Below are 15,093 nucleotides of genomic sequence, written 5' to 3'. Positions count from 1 at the left end.
TACTGGCGGTGCTCGGGTTACTAGCTGTACTGCGTTGGTTGGAGCCTCAACGGGGATCCATTCACGTTACAGTGCTTTCTAAACAACCAAAGAGCCCGCGGAATACGCGGGCTCTCTGGTTCTTGCTTTATTCGCACAAGCCAAGGTGAAGCTTGGCTCCTTGGTGGTTTGGCTCCATCGCCAGCGCTTCGTTCAATTGAACGCGAGCTTCGGCGTAGCGGCCAAGACCGATCAAACCGAGGCCGATCATGTAGCGGCAATGAATTTCATTCCGCTTGTTCAGGTCATCCTCGAATACAAGGAAGTCAGGCAGCGATACGGCAAAGTAGTCGAATTTCACATCGTCGCGGATATGCTTCTCGCCATAATCGATCAGCTTGTTGAAGCGGCGCTTCGCTTCCTTGAGGTCGCCAAGCTGCTGCCATGCCATGCCTTGATAGAAAATCATATCTGGCGGCTGGTCGTTGTAGTACATCGCGCTGGCTGGCTCCTCCAGCCCTTGCGAGGCGATGCGGAAATGTCTTTCCGCCTGCTCTGTCTGCTGCAAACCGAGGTAAGCGCGTCCCAGATGGTAATGCACGTTATTCTCCTGCGCTCCATCCAGCTTGCCTTCGCCCAGATTTTCCGGGTAGACTAGCGCTTCTTGAAGCAGCTCGGCAGCATGGGCGTAGCGGCCTTCGGCGATTTCATGCTTCGCCCATTCAACACGGCTCAACACATGCTGGCCAGTCGTTTTGCCTTCTCCGCCTTCCCAAGGATGGAACTTCCGCGCAGCCAGCTTGCCGGCTGCTTCCTCATGACGGCCAAGCGCATTGAACAGCGCAACGTACTCCAAGTACAGATCATCCCGCAACTGCACGAGATTCAAATGCTGTTCCAGACCGTTCAAACGCACTTGAGGCGCGTAGCCGAGCTTTTTATAAAGCTGATCCAGCTCGTAGAAGACGCGGGCATCCTCTGGTCCGCAAGCAAAAGCCTGCTCCAGCGATTCCAATGCCGCCTTACTGTCTCCAAGCTTATTGAAGTAAGCGAGTGCCAGGTTGCGATGTACCGTTGCAAACCCGTCATTCAGCGTGCGGGAAGCTTCCCATTTCGCGATAGCCTCTCCATGACGCTTCTTGTCGTACAGCAGGTTGCCGAGATAGTAAAGTGCGCGCGCATCGCTCGAATCAGCCTGAACCGCGCTTTCCAGCACGAGCAGTTCAAACAGGCTGTTCGGGAAGCAATAGTCCGGCTTCGCGATTTGTCCCGCTTTACGGGCAACTGCCGCTTGCTCAGGCTGCCCTGCACGTTCATGCAAATAACCCAGTGTATAGTAAACCATCGGGTAAACGTCCGCAGCCGGCGTTTGGCTGACAAGTACGTTCAACACATCGATCGCTTCCGCATACAAGCCGCTTTCCGCATAATCGGAAGCCAGGCTCAAATAGTTATGCGGGTCATTCCGCATTAGACGGCCAAGCTCCGCTACGGCAGCGTCCGCTTCTGCGGACAGCCCCTGCTCGGCCAGCGCCAGACCCAGCTCGCGGGCAGCGCCAAAGTCGGCGACATCGATACCAAGCGTCTCTTTCGCATAAGCAACAGCTTCGGTTAAGCGTCCCAGCTTGCGAAGCAGTGCCGCACGAAGATGGCGTGACTTGTAGTTGCGCGAGTTACGAATAAGCGCGCGGTCTACCAGTTCAAGCGCCTCTGCAAATGAGCCGTTCGCGCTAGCAATACGGGCCAGATTAAAGTAACCTGCGTCCTGCCATGCAGCCGACCACACCGCTTTGTAGAAGACAGCGAATGCTTCCTCCGGCCGGTCTTGCAGCTTCAGCGCAAGGCCCAGCTGATATAACGCTTCGCTGTCATAAGGGTTCGGGTTACGCCATGTCATAGAAGCTATAGCTTTGCGCAAATGCCCTTCCGCTTCCTTGAACAGCCCTTGGCGGAGCAGAAGCGTACCGTAGGCAACGTTGATCCGAATATCCGAAGGATCACGCTTCAGACCCTCGAGGTAATACGATGCCGGCTCAAAAGTAGCATGGCGGTATTGCTCCAGATGCAGACCTGCCAGATAAAGCTGCTCATTCGTACGCAGCTCTTGCGGCTCTGGAAGCGGCTGAGCGGCGTCCGGAACCTCTTCAATAGATGGCTTAGCTGGTCTGTAGGAAATAAGCAGCTTGCCGTTTGCGTCCCGAATGGAAACGATCAGATCATGCGGCAGATCGCCCTCGTCGAGCGCAACCACCGATTTGAACGTCGATACCGGAGACAGCTCTACCGTCTCACGGAAGTAAGAACGACGGCTTCCTTTAAGCTCAATTACCGCGCCCGTGAACACCGAAGTCGCGTAAGCGAGTACCGTTGCTTTTCCCGTTTCCTCGTCGACTTCAAGATTGACCGCGGCGTCGATGGAGGCATTTTTCACAACGCCTACATCCTTATACGGCATGAAGTATTGCTTGAACGTCTTCTCTTCATAAGGCTGCAGCCATGTAAAGTCCGGCTGGTTATCCGTGTACATGCCCGTCATGAGCTCGATGTACGGTCCGTCTTCATCCGTCAGATTGCGATCCCATGCCTGTCCGAATTCGCCATTTCCCCAAGTCCACTGCTTTTTGCCCGGCGATACGAAATGGTTGGCCACATGAAGCAGTCCGGCTTGTACGCCATGATCATAGCCGCCTACGAAATTGTAATCCGACTTATACGCCATGTATGAGGTCGGCACTGGAATATTGCGGTAGCGCGAAATATCGACGCCCTCGGAATAGTCCATTTTATAGTACGTGCCTGTAGCGATAGGAAAGCGAGATACATCCCGTTTACCATGGTCGAATACCGCGGTAACGTCAGGAGGGAATACCGATTGCGTATCGTCGTTGACGGCTACGGCCGGGTTCGCCCACCACAGGAAGGTTTGAGGCAAGGTCGTCCGGTTGTACAGCTGTGCGGACACCTCCAGATAAGCTTTTCCCGGATAAAGCGTAAAGCCTGCCGTCACTTTTGTTCCGTACATCCGGTCGATTTCGCTAATCCACACTGTCGCACTGCCGTCTTCGCCTTCCGTCAACCGGTATTCGACCGGTCCGTACGTGTTCGGTCTATGGTGCTGCGGCCAGTTAAACTCGATGCCCCCGGAAATCCAAGGCCCAGCAAGTCCAACAAGTGCAGGTTTGATCACGCGGTTATAATAAACGAAATCATAGTCGTTGGTTTTATCCAGCGCCCGGTAAATCCGGCCGCCAAGCTCCGGCATAATTTCGATGCGAACGTATTCATTTTCCAGAATAGCAAGTTTATAAGATTGATCCTTTTTCTCATCCTCGATTTTGTCGACGACAGGATGCGGATACACTTTGCCTGTGCTGCCTTGATAGACGCGTTTCTCCAAAAACATCGGGTTGCGGTCGGGAGCGCCAATACCGTAAGTCGGAATCGTTACTTCCTCTTCCCAAATGCGCACGGCTGAGCCGGCATTTTTTTGCGATGGAGCCATTTGTCATTCCCCCTTTGCTGATTACTTACACTTTATCTTGAAATGAGTATGGTGCCAATTGACGGAATTCGGTTTATAATGGACTATATTCTTATTTATGAAATACGGTTTGGTTTATAAATATAAGCAATATAATGAACAGATGAATGATTTTCTGAAAAGGTGCGGATGACATGGATGAGCTTAGAAAGTCTGAAGGGTTCGAGGAGGAGAAGCTGTTCGTGCTTCCCGCCTATCATATCGAGGAGCTGTCCCGCTATGAGCTGACGCGCGGTCTGTTCGTGAGCGATATCGGTTTTTTCCCCGAGGCTCAATATCATTACCGGGAACGGCCGGATGGCTGCGATGCCCATATCTTCATCTATTGCCTGCGGGGTGAAGGCTGGCTTGAGCTGAATGGCCGGACGGTGCCGGTGCCTGAGCATCATCTGGCGGTCATTCCAGCAGGAGCGGCTCATCGTTACGGCGCATCCGCCGCTCGTCCCTGGAGCATCTACTGGTTCCATCTCAAGGGCGAACATGTCGCAGACTATATCCAGCTGTACGGTCTTGACTCTGGACCCTTGCCGCTCCCGGCAGCCCTTTACGCCGAATGGGCCGATAATTTCTCCCGCTGCTTCGAGCTGCTGACGGACAAGCCGTATTCGATGCCCGTTCAAGTGCATGTCTCGCAATCGATGGGCCAGCTGCTTGGACGGATTGGACTCGGCTCGGGAGGCACGGCACGCGACCGCAAGAAGCGGCAGGATCTCGAGCGCGCCATTCAATACATGAGCGAGCGGCTCTCTGACGTTATCACGCTGCCCGAGCTGGCTGCGCATACGGGTTTGTCCAAGCAGCATTTAATCTTCATGTTCAACCAGGAGACTGGTTTCCCTCCGATTGAATATTTTTTGCGGATGAAAATGCAAAAGGCCGGTCAGCTTCTCAGCTTGACCAGCCTTACGGTGAAAGAAATCGCCGCATCCGTCGGGGTGTCGGACCCCTACTATTTCTCCCGCTTGTTCAAAAAAAGAATGGGTGCGTCGCCGACGGAATACCGCAGCGCCCCAAAGGGCTGAGCTCGTTTATTACTTCACCTGCAGCTCCAAATACCATTCGTACCTGCCGCCGGGCTCTACGGCGGCGACTTCGCCCCGCTCCATGGCAACAGCAAGATCATCCATCCTGCCTGTTGCAGGCTCAAGCGCGACATGGTGATGCCCGCCATAGCCGCCGCTATTCGCCCAGACAGCCAAATAAGGAACCTTATCCGGCGGAAAGCGGAACCTGACCGCTTCTCCCGTTCCGGGATCATGCAGCTCCGCCCAGCCCTCCGGTGCCTTTCCTTCGAAGTAATATTTCTCAGCGGAGCGGCTCGATGCCGGTTCCACAACGCTCAAGTCGATTCCGTTCCCGGCAATCGGCCAGCTGCGCCGGTCACCGAATACGCCCAGCCGTTCATCGGCGGAGTAGGAAACCTCAATAGCGTTCATTCCTTCGGGAACGCGAATTTGCAATCCTTCAGGAGCTTGAAAAAGCGGATGCGCAGCCCAAAGGAAGGGGAGCGAAGCCTCTCCCCTGTTGGTCACCACATAGTCGATGCGAAGCGTGTCTGGACCGGAGAACGTATACGTTTTTTCCAATGTATATGGAAAATTACGTCCCTCTACTTGGCAATGAAGAGAGCCTTCGCTCTCCTCAGCATGCCAAGGCAATGACCACACCTCTCCATGATCCGGGACAGAGCGTCCCTGCCATGGCTCCTCCGCATACGTACATGCATTAATGCCGGGGAACATCTCATCCCAGCCGCTCTCGTCCCCTTCTCCGAACGGGGAACCAAAGCCATTGTTGCCGAGCGGCTTCCCGCTGGTCCACAACCATTCACGATTCGTAGCCAGATTGCGGAGTGATACCGCCTTGCCGCCAAGGGCCGGGATGACGGTGATCGACAGGCGATCGCTGCTGCCCGTCCAAGCCTCATATCCTTGTTCCTGCACCTTGCTCCACTTGCCTGTCATCTCGTTCACCCGCCTCCCTTTTACGCAAAGTGTTTATCCCTTACGCTCTTATACCCGCTTTAAGCGGATCAAGACGCTGGCATAGTCGCCTCTCCAAGAAATCGGCAAGCCGATCTGCATCAGATTCGAGCCATGGAAGATGCCTGTTCCTTCTGCGGCAGCCCCCGATACTTCATAGGCTGCTTCTGGATCCAGCCCTTGAAGGCGAAGCATCGTCAGCGAATTGCCGAAATGATGCGACTGCAGGAAGGCGAACGCAACGGCTTCCCCGCCGTCCGCGCTGACATACTGAGTAGCTGAAACATTGGAGTCACGCAGCGATTGCAAGCGGTACAGCTCGCCCTCTTGCACCACATGACGAATCTCCTTGTACAGCTCCACGAATTTACGCGCTTCCTCCATCTCCTCCGGCGACCACTTGCCAATGTTCGCACCGATGCCAAGTCCGCCCATCATGGCGCTATGGAAGCGATAGGAGAGCGGCAAGCTTCTGCCGTTAAATCCATTTGGCGATTCTGTGACCCAGCACATCATGACAGACGGGCTGTATGCATAGCTGAAGCCCTCTTGAATGCTCAGCCGGTCTCTCGCATCCGTGTTGTCGCTAATCCATGCCTGATCCGCATACCGAAGGATGCCCAGATCGATCCGGCCTCCGCCTCCGGCGCAAGTCTCAAATTCGACATTCGGGAAACGGCGGCGCAGCTCGGCCCAAATCTCATAAAGATGCTCCACATGACGAATCCATACCGACTTGTCCTGCCCCGGACCAGACGTTTCGCCAGGCTCTGTTACCGTCCGGTTCATATCCCATTTAATGAAGGAGATGTCGTACGTAGACAGCAGCTCCGTCATAAAGTCTAAGACGAACGCTTTAACTTCAGGCTTGCCCAAATTGAGCAAATACTGATTCCGAAGCTCCGTGCCTACACGTGTTGGAAAATGGTACGTCCAATCCGGATGCTTGCGGTAAAGATCGCTGTCCGGATTAACGGATTCCGGCTCTACCCAAAGGCCGAATTCCATGCCAAGGCCTTTCACCTCATCGATGAGCTCCGACAAGCCGTTCGGGAATTTCTCGGGATTGACGTACCAGTCGCCAAGCCCCGCCCGGTCGCTGTGCCGCTGGCCGAACCAGCCGTCGTCCACGACGAAGCGTTCCACGCCAAGCTTTGCCGCCCGCTCAGCAAGCGCGAGCTGCCCTTGAACGGTAACGTCGAACTCCGTCGCCTCCCAGGAGTTGTATAGCACTTTGCGCAGTTTTGTCGCCGGAATAATCTCGCTTCGCTCATAACGATGCAAAATCCGGCTCATCTCGCCAAATCCGCCATCCGTAAATCCGCCAACAAAGACGGGAGCTTCGTACGATGCTCCCGGAGCAAGCAGGAACGAGCCGTCGAAATCGTGGATGCCGCCAGCAATCCGCAGCTTGCCGAACGTCGTCCGCTCCAGCACCAGCTTCCAGTTGCCGCTCCAAGCGAGCGCGCCAAACCATACGCTGCCGGTTGTTTCCCGTGCACTGCCATCGTCAACGGCAAACCAAGGGTTAGCATGCGGGCCCGTGAAGCCTCTGCGGGACTCCAGCACTTTTTTTCCCTCTGTCAGAAGATTAGAGCGCAATTGATATTCACCAGCCCACCGGCCGGTTACATGAGTCAGCCGGTAGTCCGGAAGCTCGCCGATCGACCACAGCGCAGACATAATCTGCTCAACACGTACAGGCTGCTCTTCCTCGTTCGTCACCTTGACTTGACGCTCAATTACATCATGGTTGGAGACGACAGTGTAGCTCACCTCCACCTTCAGTGCATAATGCTCGTCGGCCAGCTTGATCGTCAGGTTACGGTCGCCTTCCAGCTCATAGCCGGAGTAGACAAGCCTCAAGTCGCGGACACCATCTGCGAAAGTGACCTGCAAGCCCGGCTCGGCATAACCTGCGCCGCCCCGGCCGCCATACTCCTCAGTCTCGCGGTCAACAGCCATATCGAACGAGCTATGTGACCGTGCCCGGAGCAGGCCTGCGCATTCCTCCGCATGAACGGGCGCTCCCCAATAAATATGTTGAAGCGTACCGCTCTCGTTGACGCCAAAAAGATAAGATGTATTGTGGGTACGAAGCTCGAATAGGTTGGACTTCTCCCAATATTTAATCGTCATCGCTGTCATCCTCCTTCGTTAACCTTCCATTGCGGGTTGCTGCTATTTGAACGTATGCTTCACTTTATCCCGAAACGGTCCAGGAGCCAATTGACTGAATTCGGATTATCATGGACTATATTCGGATTTGTTAGCCCTTGATCGCACCTGCCGCAATTCCTTTGACGATAAACCGCTGCATGAACAGGAAGAAGACGACAATCGGTACCATGCCCATAACGGCATAAGCGAAGGCCAGATTCAAATCGCTGCTGTATTGGCCGAAGAAAAAGTATTGCTGCAGCGGAATCGTCCGGAAATCCTTGCCTTGCAAATACAAGAGCGGCAGCAGGAAGTCATTCCAAATATAAAGCACGTTCAATACGACGACCGTTGCGGTAACGGGCTTGAGCAGCGGCATAATGATGCGGAAAAAGATGCCGGGAGTGGAGCAGCCGTCAATCCGTGCCGCCTCCTCGATTTCTCTTGAAATGCCGCGCACGAAGCCGGAGAAGAACAAGACGCCCATCTGAACGCCAAAGCCGCCATAAATCAGCGCGATTCCCCAATGACTGTCCACAAGCTGCAGTGATTTGCCAAGCTTATAGAGCGGAAGCATCGTCACCTGAAAAGGAACCATCATCCCCGATAGAAACAACAGAAAGACAACGTTATAGAACGGCTTGTTCCTTCTGGCGATGGAGTAGCCTGCCAGTGCGGAAGCGATAATAATGAGCGCCACCGAAATAATCGTAATGATAAGACTGTTAAAAATCGCTTTCGGATAGTCCGAGGTGTTCCAGGCTTGAACAAAGTTTGAGAAATCGAGGCTCGAAGGCCACGCGTAAAAGGAATCAAACGTTTGCTTCGCCGATTTGAACGCCATTAATACGGCAACGTACAGCGGAAAGATGAACAAGACAGCTAGCAGAGCAACTAAGGCAAAAACCGAAATTCGGGTTATTTTCATTATAAATCCACTTCCCGTCTTCTGAAAATTCCGACTTGTGCAACGGTGACGATTACGAGGACGAGGAAGAATATCATCGACAGCGTCATGCCGTACCCCGCCTTGAAGTTATCGAATGAGGTGCGGTAAATGTACGTCGACATCACCTCGGTCGAAAAACCCGGGCCGCCTTTCGTCGTTACATAGACCAGATCAAACACCTTAAGCGCGCCCGTCATGACGAGCAGCAAATTAATCGTTAACGAAGGCGCAAGCAGCGGGAACGTAATGTGGCGGAAAGATTTCCACGTCGTAGCCCCGTCTATCTTGGCGCTCTCCAGCAATTCGCCCGGAATGCCTTGCAAGCCTGCAATATAAATGATCATCGGCGAGCCAATGCCTTGCCACAGAGCAACGATAATTAAGCCCATCATCGCATAATCAGGATTGCCCAGCGGGCTTGTCATGTCGACGCCGAAATAAGCGAGCAGCTTCGGAAAGCCCTGACTATAGTTATAGTTCCATACGAAGCCCGACAAGACGATAGAGATAACGCTTGGCAGGAAAAAGATCGTACGGAATACGTTTCTGAATTTAAGATAGGAATCGAGCAGCAAAGCAAGAAAAAGAGATAGTGCATTAATCAGAATTGTTAAAATGATGGCGTATTTAAACGTGTTCCATAACGCTCTCCACAAATCTTTGTCCTGGAAAGCTTTCACGTAATTGTCCCAACCATTGTAAGCTATTGTAGTGGATACACCATCCCAGCTGGAAAAGGAATAGCGTGCTCCCATCGCTAAAGGTACAACAACCGCCAGAATAAACAGACAGACGGCGGGCAAAAGGAAGAAGAGGTACCAGCCTTCTCCACGGAGAATTCGCTTCATGTTGGTCATAGAAATTCCCTTTCTGAAGAGGAATGGCACAGGTGAAATTTCCCCGTGCCATTCTTCTTTGCTTATTAAAGAGCGTTAGTTATGGTTTTTCGCAATCCAGTCGTCCATCTCTTGAATGACTTGATCTACAGTCGATTTCTTGAAAAACAGCTTTTGCAGCGATTGTGTAAATGGTGTACCCCAGTCAATCGTCGTCTTAGCCAGGTAAAGCTGGGAATCGTACAGCTCCCCGCTGTCAAAGTACGGCTTCAGATCGTTGACTGCAGGCGCAATGTTCGTTTCCGTTCCTTTTACATAGCTAAGGGAATTGAGGTTTTTAACCCACAGGTCTCCGCCTTCTTTGCTGGCAAGAAACGCAAGGAACTTCTCTGCTGCTTCCTTGTTCGGCGATTTCGTGTTGATCGCGATGGAAGCGTCCGGGTTGAATTCCAGCTTGTTCAGGCTCTCATCGTTGCTGAACGGATACGGGAAGTAACCCATGTTGTTGTAGAGATCCGGATTTTTCTTCTGAATATCGGCAAGCGGCCATGTTCCCATGTACATCATGCCAACGTCGCCTTTGGCGAACAGATCGACTGCGCCGTTGTAATCAACGCCGAGCTGATCCTTGTTGCCGAGTTCGAACAGCTGCTGCGCATGCTCAATCATCGTTTTTGTCGCCGGATTATCGGCAAATTTGACGGAACCCGTCTCCAGCTTCTCGAAGAAATCCGGCTGGTTGTTAACGAGTGCGGAGTTGCTTGGCAGATCGCGGGACAACCACATGCTCAGTGTCCATGGATCTTTCCAGCCCAAGGCGAACGGCGTTTTGCCCGCTTCCTTGATCTTTTTCGCCGCTTCAATCAGCGCGTCGTACGTCCGTGGAATTTCAATGCCGAGGTCAGTGAAAATTTGTTTATTGTAAAAGACCGCGATCGGGTTGGCGTTAATCGGCATAACGTAGTTTTTACCGTCAGTCGATTGCGACTTCAGTACAGCTTCTTCGAAGTCTGCCAGGAACGGCTTGCCTGTCAAATCTTCCAGGTATCCGCCGTCGGAGAACAGCTTCGTTTGCGCACCTGCATTCAGCGTGAAGACGTCTACGATGTCTCCGCCCGCCAGCTTTGTTTTCAGTAAGGTGTAGTAATCATCATATTTGACTGGCTGTACATTGACTTTGATCAATGGATTCTCAGTCTCGAACTGCTCGACGATTTTCGCTACGCCGTCGGTGAAATCACTCTTGAAATGCATGAATGAAATCGTGACCGGTTTGCCTCCTTGATTCTCGCCGTTTGTCGGTGCGGCCGTGTTTGCCGGCTTTTCGTTACTGGAGCCGCATGCTGCCAGAAGCAGTGTCAGGAGCGCCGATACGATGATCAGGCTAAAAGCTTTTTTCATTCTGTAACCCCTCCTCGATTTATACGGGAACAACTTGCATGTTCTGAACCTAGCTTACTAATCGCCGGGAGGAACGGTAATCCAATTTATTGTGAGCCTCATGTTTATTTTTTTGAAATCGCGGCTACAGCTGGCCAAATGCCTCCCGGTATTCGGAGGGTGTACGGCCGGTAAATTTCTTGAACACCTGGCTGAAATACCGCTGATTCTCATAGCCGACCAGCTCCGCAATTTCATTCACTTTCCGCTCGGGTGAGCATAGCAGCTCACAAGCTTTCTCCATCCGCTTGCGCGTCAGATACTCGATAAAATTCTCATCGGTTACCGCCTTGAACAGCTTGCTTAAATAAGCGGGGTCCATATAATGACGCGTCGCAATGTCGATCAAGCCGATATCCTCGAAGTAATGCTCATCCATATATTGCGCGATTTGCCGGACGGTCTGAACCGATTCGGGCATATCGCGATTTTTGCCAAAATCCTCTGCTGCCGAGGCCAGCTTATCGAGAAAGGAGCGCAGCTCGAGCGGACTAAGCACGGCCTCCACAGCTTGCGAATCGAATAAAGAGGGCTCCGCCGTCGCGATGCCGTTCATTTCCGAAATGGCCGTTTGCCGGATTTTGAACAGCTCCCGGTGCACGTCACGAATCGCCGCTTCGGCATGCTGCCCCAGCTTCCGTACAAAATCGCTCATAATGCCCCGCATATCCTTCGCTTTGCCGGAGCCAAATGCCTGTCCAAGCCGCTTCTGATCGAAGGAGGCAAGCAGCTCCAGCTCTGCTGCCCGTCCCCCGGCTTCCGCATGACGGACGGTCAAGCCATTGCCCGCGAACGGGTTATGCTCAAACGCATCAATCGCTGTGCCGTATGCCTCTGGCAGCTTCTCTAATCCGCTGAACTCGGGGCTGATGCCCACCGCCACGTCTCCGCCAAGTGTCTGATGGACGGCCTTGTGAAAGGCCAGCAGCGTTTCCTCGGTACGCTTCTTTTGAAAGGCATTCACGGGCAATATGAGACAGAGACGAAACCGGTCATCCGATTTGTAGATCCATGCACACTCTTCCTGCGGCAATAGCTCGTACATAATATTTTCGAGACAGAACATAAATAGATCAGCATTGCCATGAAATTTAGTACGCGATATCTCTTTGAACTGGCGAATGACGCAGACCGCAACCCGGTAGCCGCCTGCGGACAGCACCGGTGCGAGCCCAAGCTCCTCCGCTTGCGATTGAATATCGAATTTATTCGTAATCCGCTTGTTGGCTACATGTTGAAGAAAATCCTCACGGCGCAGCTTCATCATCTCCCGGGAGGACTTTCGCTCCTGCTGCCTGCTGGAATATTCGCTCACCGCTTCAATTGCTTTATTAAGCGCCCCGCGCAGCTCTGTAACGGCTACCGGCTTCAGCACGTACTCACAAGCTTGGAAGGTCAATGCCGCCTTCAAATATTCGAATTGTGAGTAGCCGCTGATGACGATAACTCTAATCTCACTGAATTCGCGATACAGCGTCTCCAGAAACTGTTGTCCGTTCATCACAGGCATGTTCATGTCTGTAACGACGATATGCGGCTTATTGATCTGAATGAGCTGGAGCGCCTCTTCGCCATGCTTCGCTTCCGCGATCACTTCCGTCTGCAGCCCGAGCTCGTCTATCATTTTGACAATCGTTTTACGGCTTAGCGCCTCATCGTCGACTACCATAATTTTATACATGATCTATCCCTCTTTTCTTATAGGGGATTCGTATTTGAATCGTCGTCCCTCTCCCTAGCTCACTGTCTATTTCCAGTCCGTACGGTTCACCATAGACGAGCCGGATGCGTTCATGTACGTTTTTCAGACCGATGGAGACGCCCGACAGCACCTCAAGGGAACGTTTCTCCAGATTGCGCTGCAAGGCAGACAGCTTCTCCGGCTCAATGCCGGGGCCGTTGTCCCGAAGTTCAATGACGACCGATTCATTCTGGCGGAACGCGGCTACCCGTATCCGAAGCTGGCCTTCACTATGCTTGTCCAGAACATGAATGACGACGTTCTCGATAATCGGCTGCATGACAAAGCGGATGATGGAAACGTCCATCAGATCGGGCTCAATTTCAAATTCGGTCGAGATCGATTCCTCAAACCGAAGCTGCTGAATGTACAAATAGTTGTTCACATGAGCCAGCTCATGCGTAATCGTCGACTCCATATTGCCCTCGTAAAAGCTGTAACGGAACATATCAGCCAATGCCCGGCACATTTCGTGAATATCATATTCGCCGATCAGCACCGCCTTGCCGCCAATCGTTTGGAGCGTATTGTATAAAAAATGAGGATTAATCTGCATTTGCAGCGTTAAAATTTGTGCTTCTTTATTGCGGAGCTGCATCTGGTACTCCGTCTCGATCAGCTCTCTGATTTTATCAGTCATGAAATTGAAGTTGCGCATCAGCTCTGACAAATCGTCCCGATAGCGCCTCGGCTCCAAGGTGACATGGAAGTCGCCCCCGCGCACAGACTTCATCGCCTTTCCAAGCAGCTGTATCGGCTTCGTAATCGACTTCTGTACCAGCATGGAGCACACCGCAACGATAATCATAACGAAGGCGACCGCGCCGATAATGATGAACATGGTGTTTTTGCGGTTTTGGGCAAGCTCGGTTGCCGGATAAAGCAAGGTAAGGCCAATGTTTGCGTGATCAAGCTGAGATTGACTCACAAGCAAATCCTTGCTTTTCGAAAAATACAATTCCCTCGTCCGTTCGACTGGCGGTTCATCGGGCCTTGTATACGGCTGCACCTCATTCGGGTAAGCATCGTTCGTTCGATAAAAGGTCTCGCCGAAAGCATTTTGCAGCGAGATGACGTTTGGAGGCCGGTTCATTGATTCAATTTTTTTGGCCAGTTCTTTATGCTGCACGAAAAACACCATGGAACCGAATTTTTTTCGGTAAAACGGATCGTAGATCGTAATGGAATAGACAAATAAGTCTTGATTCAGCGCCGGCTCGCGGTAGGTATACATCAACGTATGCTGAAACGGCAAATCGAGCATCTCCTTGAAGTGGGGAGTGCCCGGTCCCAGCCGAATCGTATTGTAGCTTGACGCCCTTGACCAAGTATCCTGCAGCTCGTTGTTTTGACCATAAATCATGATCTTAATGATGTCCGTGTTTTTATTGACGACAAGCAGATAATAGCTGGCCAGCGACTCTCGCAGGTTGATAACATCCGCGTTGTTGTAATCTGCGCCATGCGCCATCATGTTCGTAATCCGGCTAAAGCCGTATACCTGAAGAGCAGAGGAAGTGAAGTTGCGAAAATATTCATCCAAATCATCCGAGAGATAAGCCGCGTTCTGATCCGCACTGCGAACCATCGCCTTCTCCAGCGACAGATTACTGCTGCGGTAAAACAAAAAAGACAGCACCAGCAGCGGAATAAGCGAGATGACGACGCTGCTCCAAACGATCTTCGTTCGAATGCTTCGGTTCACGAAAAGCCATTTATACATGCGTTATGCCACTTCCCCCGTCATGATGTCACTGCTTATCGTAATGATTGCTTAAAACGCAGCGCGTTTTGCGCTCATAATTGTAACATTTCGCATGTACCTGCCACAATTTAGTCTTTTGTCGGTTTGATGTTCAATATTTTATACTAGCGAGGGTCGGGGTATTAGTCGGGGGGCGTGGAATTGGTGTTCGAGAGCAGTGGTCAGGGCCGGTGTGTTGGTGTGTAGGGTACAGGACGAGTGTTGGCGGGGCAGCGTTCGAGACTCCGGGAATGGCTAAGCTTAGTATCCCCGACGGACGGGCTATAGCGAAGCAGCTTCGCTGTTTAACGAAGCGAATTTCGTTAATCTCCCTCTTTGGGGCGCAGCATTTGCCAATTAGCGAAGCGATTTTCGCTGTTCGTGAACCTAGGTTCTCCATTTGCGAAGTTTGCTTCGCTGTGTCAACGTTGCAGTCCACTCAACCAACTAACTACGAAGTTTGCTTCGTTATTTTGCGAAGCTGGTTCGCTGGGCTTCCATAAGAACAATTTTAGTGGAATGCGGCGGCGAATTAGGAGGACGGTGGACTCAGCAGCACGAGGTGCGAGAGGGTGCGGGGCAACTTCACTGACCAGCCAGAGCGAAGCGGCTTCGCTGTTTAACGAAGCTGTTTTCGTTAATCTGCCTGTCGCGACGCGGCATTTGCAAATTAGCGAAGCGATTTTCGCTTTTCGTGAACCTAGGTTCTCCATTTGCGAAA

The 15,093-nt window shown here is 52.3% G+C and carries 9 protein-coding genes; 1 reads left to right on the top strand and 8 read right to left on the bottom strand.

The window, feature by feature from the left end; all coding sequences use genetic code 11:
* Positions 1 to 127 precede the first annotated feature (127 nt).
* Positions 128 to 3,481, bottom strand: coding sequence for a tetratricopeptide repeat protein (locus IEX98_RS07690; protein ID WP_188888334.1), 3,354 nt, complete (start codon positions 3,479 to 3,481; stop codon positions 128 to 130).
* Positions 3,482 to 3,654: 173 nt separating this feature from the next.
* On the opposite strand from IEX98_RS07690, the gene IEX98_RS07685 reads away from it, so the two are divergent.
* Positions 3,655 to 4,542 (top strand): AraC family transcriptional regulator, encoded by an 888-nt coding sequence (locus IEX98_RS07685; protein WP_188888333.1) that lies wholly within the window; start codon positions 3,655 to 3,657, stop codon positions 4,540 to 4,542.
* Between the two features lie 9 nt (positions 4,543 to 4,551).
* On the opposite strand, the gene IEX98_RS07680 is transcribed toward IEX98_RS07685, so the two are convergent.
* From IEX98_RS07680 to IEX98_RS07650, 7 genes are all read right to left on the bottom strand, one after another.
* A complete protein-coding gene (locus tag IEX98_RS07680; RefSeq protein WP_188888332.1) occupies positions 4,552 to 5,484 on the bottom strand; it encodes an aldose epimerase family protein in 933 nt (310 codons plus the stop codon).
* Positions 5,485 to 5,532: 48 nt separating this feature from the next.
* Entirely contained in the window at positions 5,533 to 7,641 is a 2,109-nt protein-coding gene (locus IEX98_RS07675; RefSeq protein ID WP_188888331.1) for an alpha-galactosidase, read from the bottom strand.
* 130 nt (positions 7,642 to 7,771) lie between these two features.
* Entirely contained in the window at positions 7,772 to 8,590 is an 819-nt protein-coding gene (locus IEX98_RS07670) for a carbohydrate ABC transporter permease (protein WP_188888330.1), read from the bottom strand.
* A complete protein-coding gene (locus IEX98_RS07665) occupies positions 8,590 to 9,468 on the bottom strand; it encodes a carbohydrate ABC transporter permease (protein ID WP_188888329.1) in 879 nt (292 codons plus the stop codon). Before IEX98_RS07665 ends, IEX98_RS07670 begins: the two co-directional genes overlap by 1 nt.
* Positions 9,469 to 9,543: 75 nt before the next feature.
* Positions 9,544 to 10,848, bottom strand: coding sequence for an ABC transporter substrate-binding protein (locus IEX98_RS07660; protein WP_188888328.1), 1,305 nt, complete (start codon positions 10,846 to 10,848; stop codon positions 9,544 to 9,546).
* Between the two features lie 124 nt (positions 10,849 to 10,972).
* Positions 10,973 to 12,568, bottom strand: coding sequence for a response regulator (locus IEX98_RS07655; RefSeq protein ID WP_188888327.1), 1,596 nt, complete (start codon positions 12,566 to 12,568; stop codon positions 10,973 to 10,975).
* On the bottom strand, positions 12,561 to 14,351 hold the full coding sequence (locus tag IEX98_RS07650; protein ID WP_188888326.1) for a sensor histidine kinase: 1,791 nt from the start codon (positions 14,349 to 14,351) through the stop codon (positions 12,561 to 12,563). Before IEX98_RS07650 ends, IEX98_RS07655 begins: the two co-directional genes overlap by 8 nt.
* Between the last annotated feature and the right edge of the window lie 742 nt (positions 14,352 to 15,093).

Origin of the sequence: Paenibacillus radicis (ex Gao et al. 2016) (genome assembly GCF_014641555.1) — a bacterium.
Taxonomy (GTDB): Bacteria; Bacillota; Bacilli; order Paenibacillales; family Paenibacillaceae; genus Pristimantibacillus; species Pristimantibacillus radicis.
The sequence above is the reverse complement of the archived record's forward strand: the minus strand, read 5'-3'. Positions and strand labels throughout refer to the sequence as shown.